Consider the following 14,041-nt stretch of genomic DNA (forward strand, 5'->3'; position numbering starts at 1 on the left):
ACATGGATCTGCACTTCGGTGACAGCAAGCCGACCGATGAGGAGCGGGCAGCGATCGACGCGCTGCTCGGTCCGCCGGAGTCGGCCTGGGAGGGGGCGTCGGACCGTACGGACACCGACCTTCGCTGGGCACGTGGAGGACGGGCCGCACGCGAGCGGCGCGATCTGTTGTTGCCGGGGCTGCATGCGGTCAACGACCGGGTGGGATGGATCAGCGAGGGCGCGCTCGACTATCTCTGCAGGCGGCTCACGGTCCCGCCGGCGGAGGCGTACGGGGTCGCGACGTTCTACTCCATGTTCGCCGTGAAGCCCCGCCCCGCGACGGTCCTTCACGTGTGCACGGACCTGGCGTGCGCGTCCCGGGACTCCGCATCGTTGTGTGCGGGTCTCGAGGCGCGCCTGGGTCCGGCGGGCACACCGTCGGGGGCGGGGGTGCTCTGGGAGAAGAGTCCCTGTCTGGGTCTGTGCGAGCGTGCTCCGGCGGCTCTGGTGATACGGGCGGGGGTTCCCGCGTCCGATCAAGTGGGCCCCGGGAAGCGGCTGTTGGGTGCGCTCAGCGGGGGTGAGCCGGTGGCGTCCGAGGTCACGCGCGCCACCGCCGTGATCGCCCCGGCGACCGTCGAGGAGGCCGTCGTCGCGGCGACCGCCCCGGAGACGGCGCCCGAGAAGCCCGCGGCCGCGCTGTCGGTCCCCCAGGCCGGCCAGGACGGTCTGGTGCTGCTCAAGAACATCGGCGTCGTCGACCCGTGCGACCTCGACGACTACCGCTCGAACGGCGGCTATACGGCGCTTCGGACGGCCTTCGCGATCGGCCCCGCGGGCGTCATCCGCGAGGTCAAGGACTCGGGCCTGGTCGGCCGGGGCGGCGCGGCCTTCCCCACGGGCGTCAAGTGGCAGGCCACAGCCTCACAGCCGGACCATCCGCACTATCTGGTCTGCAACGCCGACGAATCCGAGCCCGGCACCTTCAAGGACCGGGTCATCATGGAGGGCGACCCGTACTCGCTGATCGAGTCGATGACGATCGCCGGCTACGCGATCGGCGCCAAGCAGGGCTACCTCTATCTGCGCGGCGAGTACCCGCGCGCCCTTGAGCGCCTGACGAACGCCATCGAGACGGCCCGTGCGCGCGGTCTGCTCGGCGAGAACATCATGGGCCAGGGCTACGACTTCGACATCGAGATACGCCGGGGTGCCGGCGCGTACATCTGCGGAGAGGAGACGGCGCTCTTCAACTCCATCGAGGGCTATCGCGGCGAGCCGCGCTCCAAGCCCCCGTTCCCGGTGGAGAAGGGCCTGTTCGGCAAGCCGACCGTCGAGAACAACGTCGAGACGCTGGTCAACGTGCTGCCGATCCTGACGACGGGCGCGCAGGCGTTCGCGGCGATCGGCACGCAGAAGTCGACCGGTCCGAAGCTCTTCTGCGTCTCCGGAAATGTCGAGCGGCCCGGGATCTACGAGCTGCCGTTCGGCGCGACCCTCGGCGATCTGCTCCACCTCGCGGGCCCGCCCGAGCGGTTGAGGGCGGTGCTGCTCGGCGGCGCCGCGGGCGGTTTCGTACGGGCCGACGAACTGGACATCCCGCTCACGTTCGAGGGCACCCGCGAGGCGGGCACGACGCTCGGCTCGGGTGTGGTCCTCGCGCTCGACGACAGCGTGCCGCTGCCGCGGATGCTGCTCCGTATCGCCGAGTTCTTCCGTGACGAGTCCTGCGGCCAGTGCGTGCCCTGCCGGGTCGGCACCGTACGGCAGGAGGAGGCGCTGCACCGGATCGCGGACCGGACCGGGGCGGCCGCCGCGAACGACATCGCACTCCTGCGGGAAGTGGGGGCGGCCATGAAGGACGCCTCGATCTGCGGTCTCGGTCAGACCGCGTTCAGCGCCGTGGAATCGGCCATCGACCGTCTGGGAGCGTACGAATGACAGCACCGGCCATGCCGCGCAACACGTCCGCCGTTCCGCTCGGACTGCCGCGCCGGCTCATCGAGTTCACCCTGGACGGGCAGGAGGTCCGGGTCCCCGAAGGGTCCACGATCCTGGACGCCTGCCGGGCCGAGGGCAAGGACATCCCGACGCTCTGCGAGGGCGACACGCTGCGGCCCAAGAACGCCTGCCGGGTGTGCGTCGTCGAGGTCGAGGGCGCCCGTACACTGGCGCCCGCCTGCTCCCGCAAGGCGGAAGCGGGCATGACGGTCAAGACGGATACCGAGCGGGCCCGGCACAGCCGGAAGATCGTGATCGAGCTGCTCGCGTCGTCCGTGGACCTCTCCACCACGCCCCGCGTCGAGGAGTGGATCAAGGAGTACGACGCGAAGCCCGACCGCTTCGGTCCGGACGCGGCCCGGCTCGACGAGGACCCGAAGATCGACAACGACCTCTACGTCCGCGACTACGACAAGTGCATCCTCTGCTACAAGTGCGTGGACGCGTGCGGCGACCAGTGGCAGAACAGCTTCGCCATCTCGGTCGTGGGCCGGGGCTTCGACGCCCGGATCGCCGTCGAGCACGACGGTCCGCTCACCGAATCGGCCTGCGTGTACTGCGGCAACTGCATCGAGGTCTGCCCCACGGGCGCCCTGTCCTTCAAGTCCGAGTTCGACATGCGCGAGGCGGGCACCTGGGACGAGTCGCAGCAGTCGGAGACGACCACGGTCTGCGCGTACTGCGGAGTGGGCTGCAATCTGACCCTGCACGTGCAGGACAATGAGATCGTCAAGGTCACCTCGCCGCACGACAACCCGGTGACCCACGGCAATCTCTGCATCAAGGGCCGCTTCGGCTACCAGCACGTACAGAACCGGGACTGATCACTCATGGGACGCGTCACGGAACGGCGCCGGGTCATCCGGGTGCGGGGCGGACAGATCTCCGCGCGCCCGGACACCCTGGTCGCCGAGGAACCTCTGGAGATCCGGCTCAACGGCAAACCCCTCGCCATCACGATGCGCACCCCGGGCGACGACTTCGCGCTCGCGGCGGGCTTCCTCGTGAGCGAGGGGGTGCTCGGCGCCGCGGAGGAGCTGCAGTCGATCGTGTACTGCGCCGGCGCGACCGCCGAGGGATCGAACACGTACAACGTCGTCGATGTGAGGACCGCTCCGGATGTCGTGATCCCCGACATCACCCTGGAGCGCAACGTCTACACGACGTCCTCGTGCGGCCTGTGCGGAAAGGCCTCCCTGGATGCCGTACGCACCACCGCACGGTGGCCGATCGACGATACGCAAGGGGACAGCGCTCCCCCGGTCCGTCTCGATCTCGCTCTGCTCGCCCGCCTCCCCGACCGGCTGCGGGAAGCACAACGGGTCTTCGACCGGACCGGGGGCCTGCACGCCGCCGCGCTCTTCACCGAGGACGGCGAACTGGTCGACATACGCGAGGACGTGGGCCGGCACAACGCGGTCGACAAGCTCGTCGGACGCGCGCTGCGGGAGGGGCGCCTTCCGCTGTCCCGCTCGGTGCTGCTCGTCTCGGGGCGCGCCTCGTTCGAGCTGGCGCAGAAGGCCGTGATGGCGGGCATCCCGGTGCTCGCCGCGGTCTCCGCGCCGTCCTCGCTCGCCGTCGACCTGGCCGCGGAGACCGGTCTCACGCTGGTCGGATTCCTGCGCGGCGACTCCATGAACGTGTACGCGGGCGAGCATCGCCTGGCCCTCGAGGCGACGGCTTCGACGAGCTGAGCGACTGCGGCTCGCTGCACGACGGGCGGGGCCCGGCACCGGCGGGGAGCGCCCCCTGCGCCGGCCGGGCCCCGGCCTTACAGCGCCTCGTCCACCCTTTTCAGATCCCGCAGCCAAGCCTCCGCCGTGCTGTCCGAAGGCGCACGCCAGTCGCCGCGCGGCGAGAGCGAGCCGCCGTGGGAGACCTTCGGGCCGTTGGGCATCGCGGAGCGCTTGAACTGGGCGAAGGCGAAGTAGCGCTTGCAGAAGACCTCGAGCCAGCTGCGGATCTCCGGCAGGTCGTACGCGCCGCGCTTGTCGTCCGGGAAGCCGGGCGGCCACGCGCCCGCCTTCACGTCGTGCCACGCGTGCCACGCCAGGAAGGCGATCTTCGACGGCCGGAATCCGTGGCGCAGGACGTGGAAGAGCGTGAAGTCGTGCAGCGCGTACGGGCCGATCTTCGACTCCGTGGACTGCAGCTCCTCACCCGGCACCAGCTCCGGGCTGATCTCGGTGTCGAGCACGGCGGTCAGCGTCGCGGCCGTCTCCTCGTCGAACTGCTCGCTGCTGACCACCCAGCGGATGAGGTGCTGGATGAGGGTCTTCGGCACACCCGAGTTCACGTTGTAGTGGCTCATCTGGTCGCCGACGCCGTACGTGCACCAGCCGAGCGCCAGCTCGGACAGGTCGCCCGTGCCGAGCACGATGCCGCCGCGCTGGTTGGCGAGCCGGAAGAGGTAGTCGGTGCGCAGTCCGGCCTGGACGTTCTCGAAGGTCACGTCGTAGACGGGCTCGCCCTCGGAGAACGGGTGGTCCATCTCGTCCAGCATCAGCCGGGCGGTGCCGGTGATGTCCAGCTCCGCGGCCGTCACGCCGAGCGCGTTCATCAGCCGGTGCGCGTTGCCCTTGGTGTGGTCGCCGGTGGCGAAGCCCGGCATGGTGAAGCCGAGGATGTCGGTACGGGGCCGGCCCGCCCGGTCCATGGCACGGGCCGCCACGATCAGGGCGTGCGTGGAGTCGAGCCCGCCGGAGACGCCGATCACGATCTTCGGGTTGCCGATCGAGGCCAACCGCTGCTGGAGACCGGCGACTTGGATGTTGTACGCCTCGTAGCAGTCCTGCGCGAGCCGCTCGGCGTCGGCGGGCACGAAGGGGTAGCGCTCCAGACGGCGCTTGAGGCCGAGGTTCCCGGCCGGCGCGTCGAGGCGGAAGGAGATCCGCCGGAAGGCGCCGGTGCGCTCGCCGTGGACGCGGCGGTTGTCGTCGAAGGTGCCCATCCGCATGCGCTCCTGGCGCAGCAGATCGAGGTCGACATCGGCGACCGAGCGCCGGTCGCCGTCGGGGAAGCGTTCCGTCTCGGCGAGCAGCGCCCCGTTCTCGTAGATCATCGTCTGGCCGTCCCAGGCGAGATCCGTGGTGGACTCCCCCGGTCCGGCGGCCGAGTACACGTACGCGGCCAGGCAGCGCTGTGAGGCGGCACGGCACAGGAGCTTGCGCTCCTCGGCGCGGCCGACGGTGATCGGGCTGCCGGAGAGGTTGACGAGGACGGTCGCGCCGGCGAGCGCGGCCTCGGCGCTGGGCGGCACCGGCACCCACATGTCCTCGCAGACCTCGGCGTGCACGACGAGCCCGGGGACGTCCTCGGCGGCGAAGAGCAGATCCGTGCCGAAGGGCAGCTCCTGGCCGGCGATCCGGATCGTCCCGCCGCGCTCGTCGTCCCCGTCCGCGATCTGCCGGCGCTCGTAGAACTCGCGGTAGTTCGGCGTGTACGACTTCGGCACGACGCCGAGGATCCGGCCGCGGTGCACGAGGACCGCGCAGTTGTAGATGCGGTGGCGGTGGCGCAGCGGGGCGCCGATCACGAGGACCGGGAGCAGTTCGGCGGACCCGGCGACGACCTCCCGCAGGGCCGCCTCCACCTGGTCGAGGACGACGTCCTGAAGGAGCAGGTCCTCGATCGAGTATCCGGTGAGGGTCAGCTCGGGGAAGACCGCGACGGCCACCCCGTCCTCGGCGCACTCCCGCGCCTGCCGCAGGACGGCGGCCGCGTTGGCGTGCGGGTCGGCGATATACGTATGGCCCGTGCACGCGGCGATACGTGCGAAGCCCTGGCTGTAGAGGGACCAGAAGTTCAAGGCGCGCCTTCCCCGGCTCGACGGACTCGGTCTGCTCGTTGGACGAGACGCCCCCATCCTCCCCCCGACCTGCCCCGGAACCCAATTCAGGGGGCCGCGTGGCTCAGCGGGAACCCGGGCCGCGCATCCGTACGCCCGGCAGCGGCGGTCCGTCCGCCCACGGTGTCCGACAAAGTCGCGCACGCGCCTTGTGAGGCCCCGGGCGCCCCAAGTACCGTCTGGGACTTGCACGTTGGACGTCCTACGTCCGATGTCCGTTTCGATTCCGTACGTACGCACCCGGCACCGACCCGTACGCACCCACGAAGGGCAGACCCGCATGCCGGCACCGCATCGCGCACGCTTCAGACCCGCCGTCGCCACGGCGCTCGCCGCGCTCCTGATACCCGGCCTGATCTCGGCCGCGGCACCTGACGCGCAGAGCGCACCCGACGCACCGACACCGGCCTTCGAGCAGCAGGTCCTCTTCAAGGCCTCCCAGGACCCGGGCTATGCCTGCTACCGCATCCCCGCGATCGTGAAGACCACGAAGGGCACCCTGCTCGCCTTCGCCGAGGGCCGGGTGAACGACTGCTCGGACTCCGGCGACATCGACCTCGTCCTCAAGCGCTCCACCGACGGCGGCCGCACCTGGGGGCCGCTCCAGGTGATCAACGAGGGCAACGGCGACACCCACGGCAACCCGGCCCCGATCGTCGACCGCGAGACCGGCCGGATCGTCCTGGCCGAGACCTACAACACGGGCCGGACCGACGGGAAGAACTGCGCGGTCCCCTGCGACCGCACCCCGCACATGCAGCACAGCGACGACGACGGCCTCACCTGGTCGGCGCCGCGCGATCTCAGCGACCAGCTGCTGCCCGGCCACTGGAACTCCTGGTACGCCACGGGACCGCACCACGGCATCCAGCTCAGCCGCGGCAAGCACAAGGGCCGCCTGGTCTTCGGCGTGAACACCGAGACCTGGGACGGCTCCCGCGTCGCCGCCAACCACGCCGCGCTGATCACCAGCGACGACGGCGGCGACAACTGGAAGATCGGCGCGACCGACTCGTATCCGATCTCGGCGAAGGACGGCACCTTCCGGCAGAAGCCGAGCGAGATGGCACTCACCGAGCGGCCCGACGGCTCGGTCTACGTCAACGGCCGTGAGCAGGACGGCACGGACCTCGGACACCGTACGCACACGGTGAGCCGGGACGGAGGGGACACGTTCGTGACGCCCTTCACGACGGTTCCCGGCCTCTACACACCCCAAGTGCAGGGCTCCACGCTGCAGTTCAAGGGCCGGATGCTGTTCGCGTGCCCGGCGGATCCGGACCGGCGGCGCACGATGATGGTGCGTTCCTCGTACGACGGCGGCCGCACCTGGGACAGCGTCGACCGCGGCACACAGGTCACGGCCGACTGGTCGGGCTACTCGGACATGGTGCTCGCCAACGAGGGCACCGTGGGCCTGATGTACGAGGGCGGCGCGGTGGACGCGCGGGACGAGATCCGGTTCGCGCGCTTCACCGAGGACTGGCTGAAGCCACGCCGGGGCCCCGACCCGAAGACCGCGGACCGGGCGCGCGGCGCCGCGGACGCGTCGGTGCTCGGCGGGGCTCGGGAGACGGACGGGCGCTTCGGCAGGGCGATCGCCTTCGACGGCGCCGATGACGCCGTACGTCTGCCGTACCGCCGCGAACTGCCGCTCGGCACGAAGGACTTCACCGCGAGCGTGTGGTTCCGCTACGACGCCACGACCGGTGAGCAGCCGATGCTCTGGATGGGCGGCATCGGCACCGGCCAGCCGCAGGTGTGGCTGCGCGGCGAGCCCGAGCAGAACCGGGTGAGCGCGCTGATCACCACCCGCGAAGGCATGGCCCCCGTGAAGTCGGCGGTGGCGCGCACCTCGTCCGCGTACAACGACGGGCAGTGGCATCAGGCGGTGCTTCGACGCGGCGGCGGTGAGTTCTCGCTGACCGTGGACGGTGCGAGGACCGCGGTGGCCGACGTCCCCGGAACGGTCAGCCGCACCTCGGGCTTCGGTGTGCACCTCGGCCAGCGCCTGGACTCGCGGGCGCACTTCACCGGAGCCATCGACGAAGTACAGGTCCACGAGGGCCTGTTGAGCGACGAGGAGCTGGCGTCGGCGTCCCCACGGGACGCGATCCTGTGGCTGCCCATGGACCGGATCAGCCGCAGCAACTAGCGTCGCCTTCCATGTCCGCAGCGGGGAAGCCGAGCACACGCTATGTCCTGGTCGTCCTGCTCGCGCTGGCCTGCGCGGCCGTGCTGCTCATCGCCCTGCCGGACAACGACCGGCAGGGCGATGAGGTCTGTGGCGGCTCCGGGGACGCCTCGTGGTCCGCGGACGAGGCGGCCACCCCCCCGGTCGCCCGGTACGGAAACGACGCGGCCCGCACCGACGACTGGACCGGCGGCGACGGTACGCATTCGGTACGCCTTCCCGACGGGCGGATCCTGTGGCTGTTCTCGGACAGCTATCTCGGCCAGGTGCACCAGCCGCCCAACCTGTCGGGGCAGCCGTACCCCTGGCGCGACGGCACCGCCCCCTTCGTACGCAACAGCGCGGTGGTGATGTCCCCGTCGGGCCGGCTCGAACAGACCCTGCCCGCCCCGCTGTTCCCCGATCCGGCCGCTCAGCAGTGGCGGTGGCCGGTGGCCGCCCAGGTCGAGGAGCGCTCGCCCGGCTCGCCCGAACAGGTCGTCCGGGTGCTCCTGTGGACCCGGGCGTCGGCGCCCGCACCCTGGATCTTCGGGGTGCCCACGGCGACCGAGGTGGCCACGCTCTCGCTCCCGGATCTGCGTCTGGAGGGGGTCGTACGGGTCCTGGACCAGAACTCCGTGGCGGACCCGTCCCGGCGCGTCCTCTACGGCACGACGGCCGTCGCCGAGGACGGCTACACGTATGTCTACGGCGGCAACGACGGCAAGGCCGCCCTGCGTCCCGCCTCCCACGCCTACCTGGCCCGGGTGCCGGGCGGGCGCCTCGCCGAGCCCAGCGCCTGGCGCTACTGGGACGGCGAGGGGTGGAGCGCGCACAGCAAGAGGGCTCGGCCCGTGCTCGGGGACGGCAAGCGCAAGGGTGTGGGCAGTGCGTTCACGGTCGTACGGCAGGACGGGACCTGGGTGCTGTTCACGATGGCCGCCGGGACGAAGGGGCTGCGCAGCATCAGCTCGTACTGGGCCTGTGCGCCGCACGGCCCCTGGCACGGGCCGACCCGGGACTTCGAGCCGCCGCTCCCGGAGGATGCGGCGCCGGAGCAGGACACCGCCGCGTACAACCCCCAGATCCACCCGGACCTGGGCGGAAAGGGCCTGGCCCTGAGCTATGACGTGAACTGGCTGGACGCGGCCCCGCGGGTGGCGGAGTCGCACATCAGCCGGAACGTGTCCCTGTACCGGCCGCGGTTCGTACGGCTGCGTCTCGAGCCGGCGCAGTAGCCGGCCCGGTGCCCTCGGGTCCCGCGAGACCGTCCCGGGCGAGGGCCTCGGGGTCGCGCGAGCGCCGCTTGGCGATCACCGCGCAGACCATCAGCTGCATCTGGTGGAAGAGCATCAGCGGCAGTACGGCGAGAGAGGCATGCGCCCCGAACAGGACGCTCGCCATGGGCAGTCCGCCGGCCAGGGACTTCTTGGAGCCCGCGAACTGGATCGCGATCCGGTCCTCGCGGCTGAACCCGAGCCGCTTCGCCCCGAACCAGCTGACGGCCAGCATCACCGAGAGCAGCACGGCCTCGACGCCGAGCAGCGCGAGCAGCCGCAGCGGGGTGACCTGGCTCCAGATGCCCTCGACCATGCCGAGGCTGAACGCGCTGTAGACGACAAGAAGGATCGAGCCGCGGTCCACGTACCCGAGCACTTTCTTGTGCCGGGCGATGAACGGCCCGACCCAGCGCCTCAGGAGCTGACCTGCCACGAAGGGCACGAGCAGCTGCAGCACGATCTTCACCAGCGAATCGGCGGAGAATCCGGCCTGCCCGCCGATCAGCGCCGCGGCGAGCAGGGGGGTGAGGAAGATGCCGATCAGCGACGAGAACGACCCCGCGCAGATCGCGGCCGGTACGTTGCCCCGCGCGATCGAGGTGAACGCGATCGAGGACTGCACGGTCGACGGCACCAGGGTCAGGAACAGGAAGCCGCTGTAGAGCGCCGGGGTCAGGACGTACGGCACGAGCCCCTCGGCGGCCAGGCCGAGCAGCGGGAAGAGCGCGAACGTACACGCCACGACCGTCAGATGCAGCCGCCAGTTCCGCAGCCCGTCCACGGCCTCGCGGGTCGAGAGCCTGGCTCCGTACAGGAAGAACAGCAGCGCGACCGCCGCGGTCGCACCGCCCGACGCGAGGTCCGCGCCGGTCCCGCGGGCCGGGAACAGCGCGGCGACACCCACGGTGGCGAGGAGCGCCAGGATGTACGGGTCGATCGGCAGCCGCTTCGGCCAGGCGAGGCGTTTCACTTGCGTGGTGCTCCAAAGTGGGGGGCTTGCTGGTGGGGCGCGGTTCTTGCTCGCTGATGAGGCGCGTTTCCCGCTCGCTGATGAGGCGCGGTACGTGCCCTCTCCATCGTCCTCCTGATCACCGAAATCGGGAATCCTGCATACAGCACTTACTGTCATCGCGTTTCGCGATAACGGTCTACGCTGGGCGTATGTACGACCCGGTGCACCTGCGTACCTTCCTCGCCGTGGCGCAAACCCTGAGCTTCACCCAGGCCGCGCGCCGGCTTTCGCTGCGCCAGTCGACGGTCAGCCAGCATGTACGGCGCCTCGAGACGGCGACCGGCCGGGCGCTCTTCACCCGGGACACGCACAGCGTCGAGCTGACGGAGGACGGCGAGGCGATGCTGGGGTTCGCGCGCTCGATCCTGGAGGCGCACGAGCGCGCGAGCGCGTTCTTCACAGGCACCCGGCTGCGCGGACGGCTGCGCTTCGGTGCCTCGGAGGACTTCGTCCTCACCCGCCTCCCGGAGACGCTCGAGACCTTCCGGCACGAGCACCCCGAGGTCGACCTCGAGCTCACCGTCGAGCTCTCGGGAACCCTCCACGAACAGCTCGCGGACGGGGCTCTCGACCTGGTCCTCGCCAAGCGCCGCCCGAACGACCGGCACGGCGAAATGGTGTGGCGCGACGAGCTCGCCTGGATCGGCGCACCGGGCCTGCGCCTCGACCCGGACCGACCGGTCCCTCTGATCCTCTTTCCCCCGCCCGGCATCACGCGCGCCCGTGCCCTGGACGTCCTGGAGCGGCAGGGCCGCGCCTGGCGCATCGCCTGTACGAGCGGCAGCCTCAACGGCCTGGTGGCGGCGGCCCGCGCGGGCCTCGGCGTGATGGCGCACGCGCGGGGGCTGATCCCGCCGGGGCTTGTGCGGCTGCGGGGCGGTGGGCTGCCGGAGCTGGGCGCGGTGGACTTCGTCCTGCTGCAGGGGCGCCATCGCGGGGCCGGTACGCAGGAGGCGGCGCAGGCACTGGCTTCGGCGATCCTGGCGAGCGGGGACCGGCTGCGCAGCAGGGGCTGAGCGCACCACTACAGGCGCCCCGACCTGCGCTCGCGCAGCAGCAGCCAGCTCAGGTAGATGCCGCCGCCGACCCCGGTGACCACCCCGACCGGCATCAGGGCCGAGCTGGTGATCCGCTGGGTGACCAGGTCCGCGCCGCAGACCAGTACGGCGCCCGTCCATGCGGCGGGCAGCACGTTCGGACCGGGCGAGCGCGTGACCCGCCGGGCCAGCTGCGGCGCCGCGAGCGCGACGAACGGGATCGGCCCGGCCGCCGCCACCGCCATCGCGGTCAGTCCGGTACCGGCCGCGAGCAGCACCAGGCGGGTGCGCTCGGGCGGCACCCCGAGCGCGGCTGCCGTGTCGTCGCCCATTTCGAGCATGGTCAGCCTGCGCGCGTACAGGAGGGTGACCGGCACGAGCACGGCCAGCGAGAGCCCGGCGATCCATACGTCGTTCCAGCCGCGGGCGTTGAGGGAGCCGACCATCCAACTGGCCGCCTGCGCGGCCTTGCCGATCTCCGCCCGTACGTAGAGGAAGCTGGTGGCCGAGCCGAGCACCGCGGAGGCGCCGATGCCGATCAGGACGAGCCGGTAGCCGTGCACACCGCGCTTCCACGCGAGGACGTAGACGGCGATCGCCGTGGCGAAGCCGCCGGCCACCGCGCCGAGCGCGGTCTGGGCCATGCCCGAGTCGAAGATGATGATGGCGACGAGTGCGCCCGCGGAGGCGCCGTTGCCGAAGCCGATGATGTCCGGACTGCCCAGCGGATTGCGGGACAGCGACTGGAAGACGGCGCCGGCCATGCCCATCCCGAAGCCGACGAGTATCCCGTCGACGGCCCGGGGCAGCCGGAGGTCCATGACGATGAACTCGGCCCCGGGCGGCCCCTGTCCGGCCAGCGTCCGCACCACTTCCCACGGGGTGAGGGCGAAGCGTCCCGTGCCGACGGCGAACAGCGTGACCACCGCGGCGAGGGCGGCCAGGAGTGTGCAGACGAACAGGGCCCTGCGGTCGAAACGCAGCGACCACGCACCCCTGCGGACGTAGCCGCGTACGAGGGGGGCCGGGGCTTCGGCGGGACGGGGAGCCGGGGAGATCTTGGTCGAGGTCACAGTTGGGCCGCCTTCCGCCGACGCACCAGGTGGATGAAGATCAGGCCGCCGATGAACGCGGTGACCACGCCCACCTCGATCTCGGAGGGCGGCACCACGACCCGGCCGAGTACGTCGCAGACGAGCAGCAGGGCCGGTGCGTACACCGCGCAATAGGGCAGCAGCCAGCGTGGTTCGGCACCGCAGAACACCCGCGTCGCGTGCGGGATCATCAGCCCGATGAAGCCGATGGGCCCGCACAGCGCCGTCGCCCCGCCGCACAGCAGGGTGATCGCGACGATGGACAGCACGCGCGTACGGCCCAGATGGGCGCCGAGCGCCCGCGCGGAGTCGTCGCCGAGGGCCAGCGCACCCAGCGGGCGGGCCAGGAGGAAGGCGAGCACGATGCCGGCCGCGATCACGGGCAGTGCTGTGGTGAGCAGGTCCATGGAGCGCCCTGCGAGCGTGCCGACGGCCCAGTGCCGCATGGTCTCCAGGGCGTCCAGGTCGACGAGTTGCAGCCCGTTGACATAGCCGAACAGGGCGGCGTTGACCGCCGTGCCCGCCAGAGCGAGCCGTACGGGGGTGGCGGCGCGGCTGCCGCCGAGCGCGTTGACGATGACGGCGGCCACGGCGGCGCCCGCGAGGGCGAACCACAGGTATCCGGTGAAGGAGCCGATCCCGAACACGCTGATCGCGGTGACCACGGCCGCGGAGGCGCCCGCGTTCACGCCGAGCAGTCCGGGGTCGGCCAGGGGGTTGCGGGTGAGCACCTGCATGACGGCGCCCGCGACCCCGAGAGCGGCGCCCGCCGCCAGGCCGATCAGGGTGCGGGGCAGCCGCAGTTCGCGCACGATGGCGTCGTTCTTGCTGCCCACCGGATCGGCGAGCGCCGACCACACCTCGCCGAGCGGGACCTGTTTGGTACCGATCGCGAGACTCAGCGCGAAGGCGGCCGCGAGCAGCACCAGGCCGAGCAGCAGGCCCGCGAGGCGCACGGAGAGCCGGGTACTTTTCGGGGGCTTTTCGCCATCCGTCCGGTCGGTGCTGACGGTGGGGGCGGTGGTGGAGGCGGAGGCGGTGGTGGCGGAGGCCGCGGTCATCGGGCGCTCTCCGATGCTGGAGTCATGGCGTCCCTCGGCTGCGGTACGTCGGTCGGGCCGGGCTCGTCCGGGCGGGGCGCCGTGCCCGTGGTGTGCTGCCACATGCGGGCGTAGTGGCCGCCTGCCGCGAGGAGTTCGGTGTGGCCGCCCTGTTCGGCGATGCGCCCCCGGTCGATGACGACGATCCGGTCGGCTCGTGCGGCGGTGCTCATACGGTGCGCCACGACGACCGTGGTGCGCTTGCGGGCCAGGCGCCGCGTGGCGTCGAGCACGCTCTGCTCGGCCGCCGGATCCAGGGAGGCGGTCGCCTCGTCGAGCAGCAGCAGCCCCGGGTCGACGAGCTCCGCCCGCGCCAGGGCGATCAGTTGGCGCTGTCCCGCGGACAGGGACGTGCCGCCTTCGCGTACCGGCTGGTGGAAGCCGTAGGGCTGGGCGGCGACGGCCTCAAGGGCGCCGACCGCGCGGGCGGCGGCCTCCACCTCGGCGTGGGGGGCCCCCCGCCCGCCCCGGCGGGTGGTGGTGGGGGCGGGGCCCCGGGACAGGGGGGGGGCCCCC

The 14,041-nt window shown here is 71.6% G+C and carries 11 protein-coding genes; 6 read left to right on the forward strand and 5 right to left on the reverse strand.

Annotated elements, in window-relative coordinates:
* Positions 1-2: 2 nt before the first annotated feature.
* From JAO81_RS28040 to fdhD, 3 genes are read left to right on the forward strand one after another with little or no spacing between them, the layout of a single operon-like run.
* Positions 3-1,922, forward strand: coding sequence for an NAD(P)H-dependent oxidoreductase subunit E (locus tag JAO81_RS28040; RefSeq protein ID WP_199550741.1), 1,920 nt, complete (start codon positions 3-5; stop codon positions 1,920-1,922).
* Positions 1,923-1,933: 11 nt separating this feature from the next.
* A complete protein-coding gene (locus JAO81_RS28045) occupies positions 1,934-2,806 on the forward strand; it encodes a 2Fe-2S iron-sulfur cluster-binding protein (protein WP_199550759.1) in 873 nt (290 codons plus the stop codon).
* A gap of 6 nt (positions 2,807-2,812) precedes the next feature.
* Entirely contained in the window at positions 2,813-3,676 is an 864-nt protein-coding gene (fdhD, locus tag JAO81_RS28050; protein WP_199550742.1) for a formate dehydrogenase accessory sulfurtransferase FdhD, read from the forward strand.
* 77 nt (positions 3,677-3,753) lie between these two features.
* Here the strand turns inward: fdhD and JAO81_RS28055 are convergent, their stop codons facing one another.
* Entirely contained in the window at positions 3,754-5,847 is a 2,094-nt protein-coding gene (locus tag JAO81_RS28055) for an NAD(+) synthase (protein ID WP_199550743.1), read from the reverse strand.
* A 262-nt stretch (positions 5,848-6,109) separates the two neighbouring features.
* Between JAO81_RS28055 and JAO81_RS28060 the strand changes: the two genes are divergently transcribed.
* The gene (locus JAO81_RS28060) at positions 6,110-7,984 is read left to right on the forward strand and encodes a sialidase family protein (RefSeq protein ID WP_199550744.1); all 1,875 of its coding nucleotides are present in this window, start codon (positions 6,110-6,112) and stop codon (positions 7,982-7,984) included.
* 11 nt (positions 7,985-7,995) lie between these two features.
* Positions 7,996-9,240, forward strand: a complete 1,245-nt coding sequence (locus JAO81_RS28065; protein WP_199550745.1) for a DUF4185 domain-containing protein — start codon at positions 7,996-7,998, stop codon at positions 9,238-9,240.
* Here JAO81_RS28065 and JAO81_RS28070 read toward each other — a convergent pair.
* A complete protein-coding gene (locus JAO81_RS28070) occupies positions 9,176-10,252 on the reverse strand; it encodes a bile acid:sodium symporter family protein (RefSeq protein WP_199550746.1) in 1,077 nt (358 codons plus the stop codon). The genes JAO81_RS28065 and JAO81_RS28070 overlap by 65 nt on opposite strands.
* A gap of 191 nt (positions 10,253-10,443) precedes the next feature.
* Between JAO81_RS28070 and JAO81_RS28075 the strand changes: the two genes are divergently transcribed.
* A complete protein-coding gene (locus tag JAO81_RS28075; protein ID WP_199550747.1) occupies positions 10,444-11,310 on the forward strand; it encodes a LysR substrate-binding domain-containing protein in 867 nt (288 codons plus the stop codon).
* An 8-nt stretch (positions 11,311-11,318) separates the two neighbouring features.
* Here the strand turns inward: JAO81_RS28075 and JAO81_RS28080 are convergent, their stop codons facing one another.
* The 3 genes from JAO81_RS28080 to JAO81_RS28090 all read right to left on the reverse strand — a co-directional run.
* On the reverse strand, positions 11,319-12,404 hold the full coding sequence (locus JAO81_RS28080; protein WP_307813779.1) for an iron chelate uptake ABC transporter family permease subunit: 1,086 nt from the start codon (positions 12,402-12,404) through the stop codon (positions 11,319-11,321).
* A complete protein-coding gene (locus JAO81_RS28085; RefSeq protein WP_199550748.1) occupies positions 12,401-13,486 on the reverse strand; it encodes an iron ABC transporter permease in 1,086 nt (361 codons plus the stop codon). The genes JAO81_RS28080 and JAO81_RS28085 overlap by 4 nt, the downstream gene beginning before the upstream one ends.
* Positions 13,483-14,041: ATP-binding cassette domain-containing protein (locus tag JAO81_RS28090; protein WP_199550749.1), on the reverse strand; the 559-nt coding region annotated here is incomplete at its 5' end. The genes JAO81_RS28090 and JAO81_RS28085, both read right to left, overlap by 4 nt.

Source organism: Streptomyces sp. N35, assembly GCF_016464295.1.
GTDB lineage: Bacteria > Actinomycetota > Actinomycetes > Streptomycetales > Streptomycetaceae > Streptomyces.

What these genes read in the sequence shown, in the direction of transcription:
- JAO81_RS28040 (WP_199550741.1), top strand. Translation starts at nt 3, where the DNA reads ATGGATCTGCACTTCGGTGACAGCAAGCCGACCGATGAGGAGCGGGCA.
- JAO81_RS28075 (WP_199550747.1), top strand. Translation starts at nt 10,444, where the DNA reads ATGTACGACCCGGTGCACCTGCGTACCTTCCTCGCCGTGGCGCAAACC.
- JAO81_RS28065 (WP_199550745.1), top strand. Translation starts at nt 7,996, where the DNA reads ATGTCCGCAGCGGGGAAGCCGAGCACACGCTATGTCCTGGTCGTCCTG.
- JAO81_RS28085 (WP_199550748.1), bottom strand. Translation starts at nt 13,486, where the DNA reads ATGACCGCGGCCTCCGCCACCACCGCCTCCGCCTCCACCACCGCCCCC.
- JAO81_RS28055 (WP_199550743.1), bottom strand. Translation starts at nt 5,847, where the DNA reads ATGGGGGCGTCTCGTCCAACGAGCAGACCGAGTCCGTCGAGCCGGGGA.
- JAO81_RS28045 (WP_199550759.1), top strand. Translation starts at nt 1,934, where the DNA reads ATGCCGCGCAACACGTCCGCCGTTCCGCTCGGACTGCCGCGCCGGCTC.
- JAO81_RS28060 (WP_199550744.1), top strand. Translation starts at nt 6,110, where the DNA reads ATGCCGGCACCGCATCGCGCACGCTTCAGACCCGCCGTCGCCACGGCG.
- fdhD (WP_199550742.1), top strand. Translation starts at nt 2,813, where the DNA reads ATGGGACGCGTCACGGAACGGCGCCGGGTCATCCGGGTGCGGGGCGGA.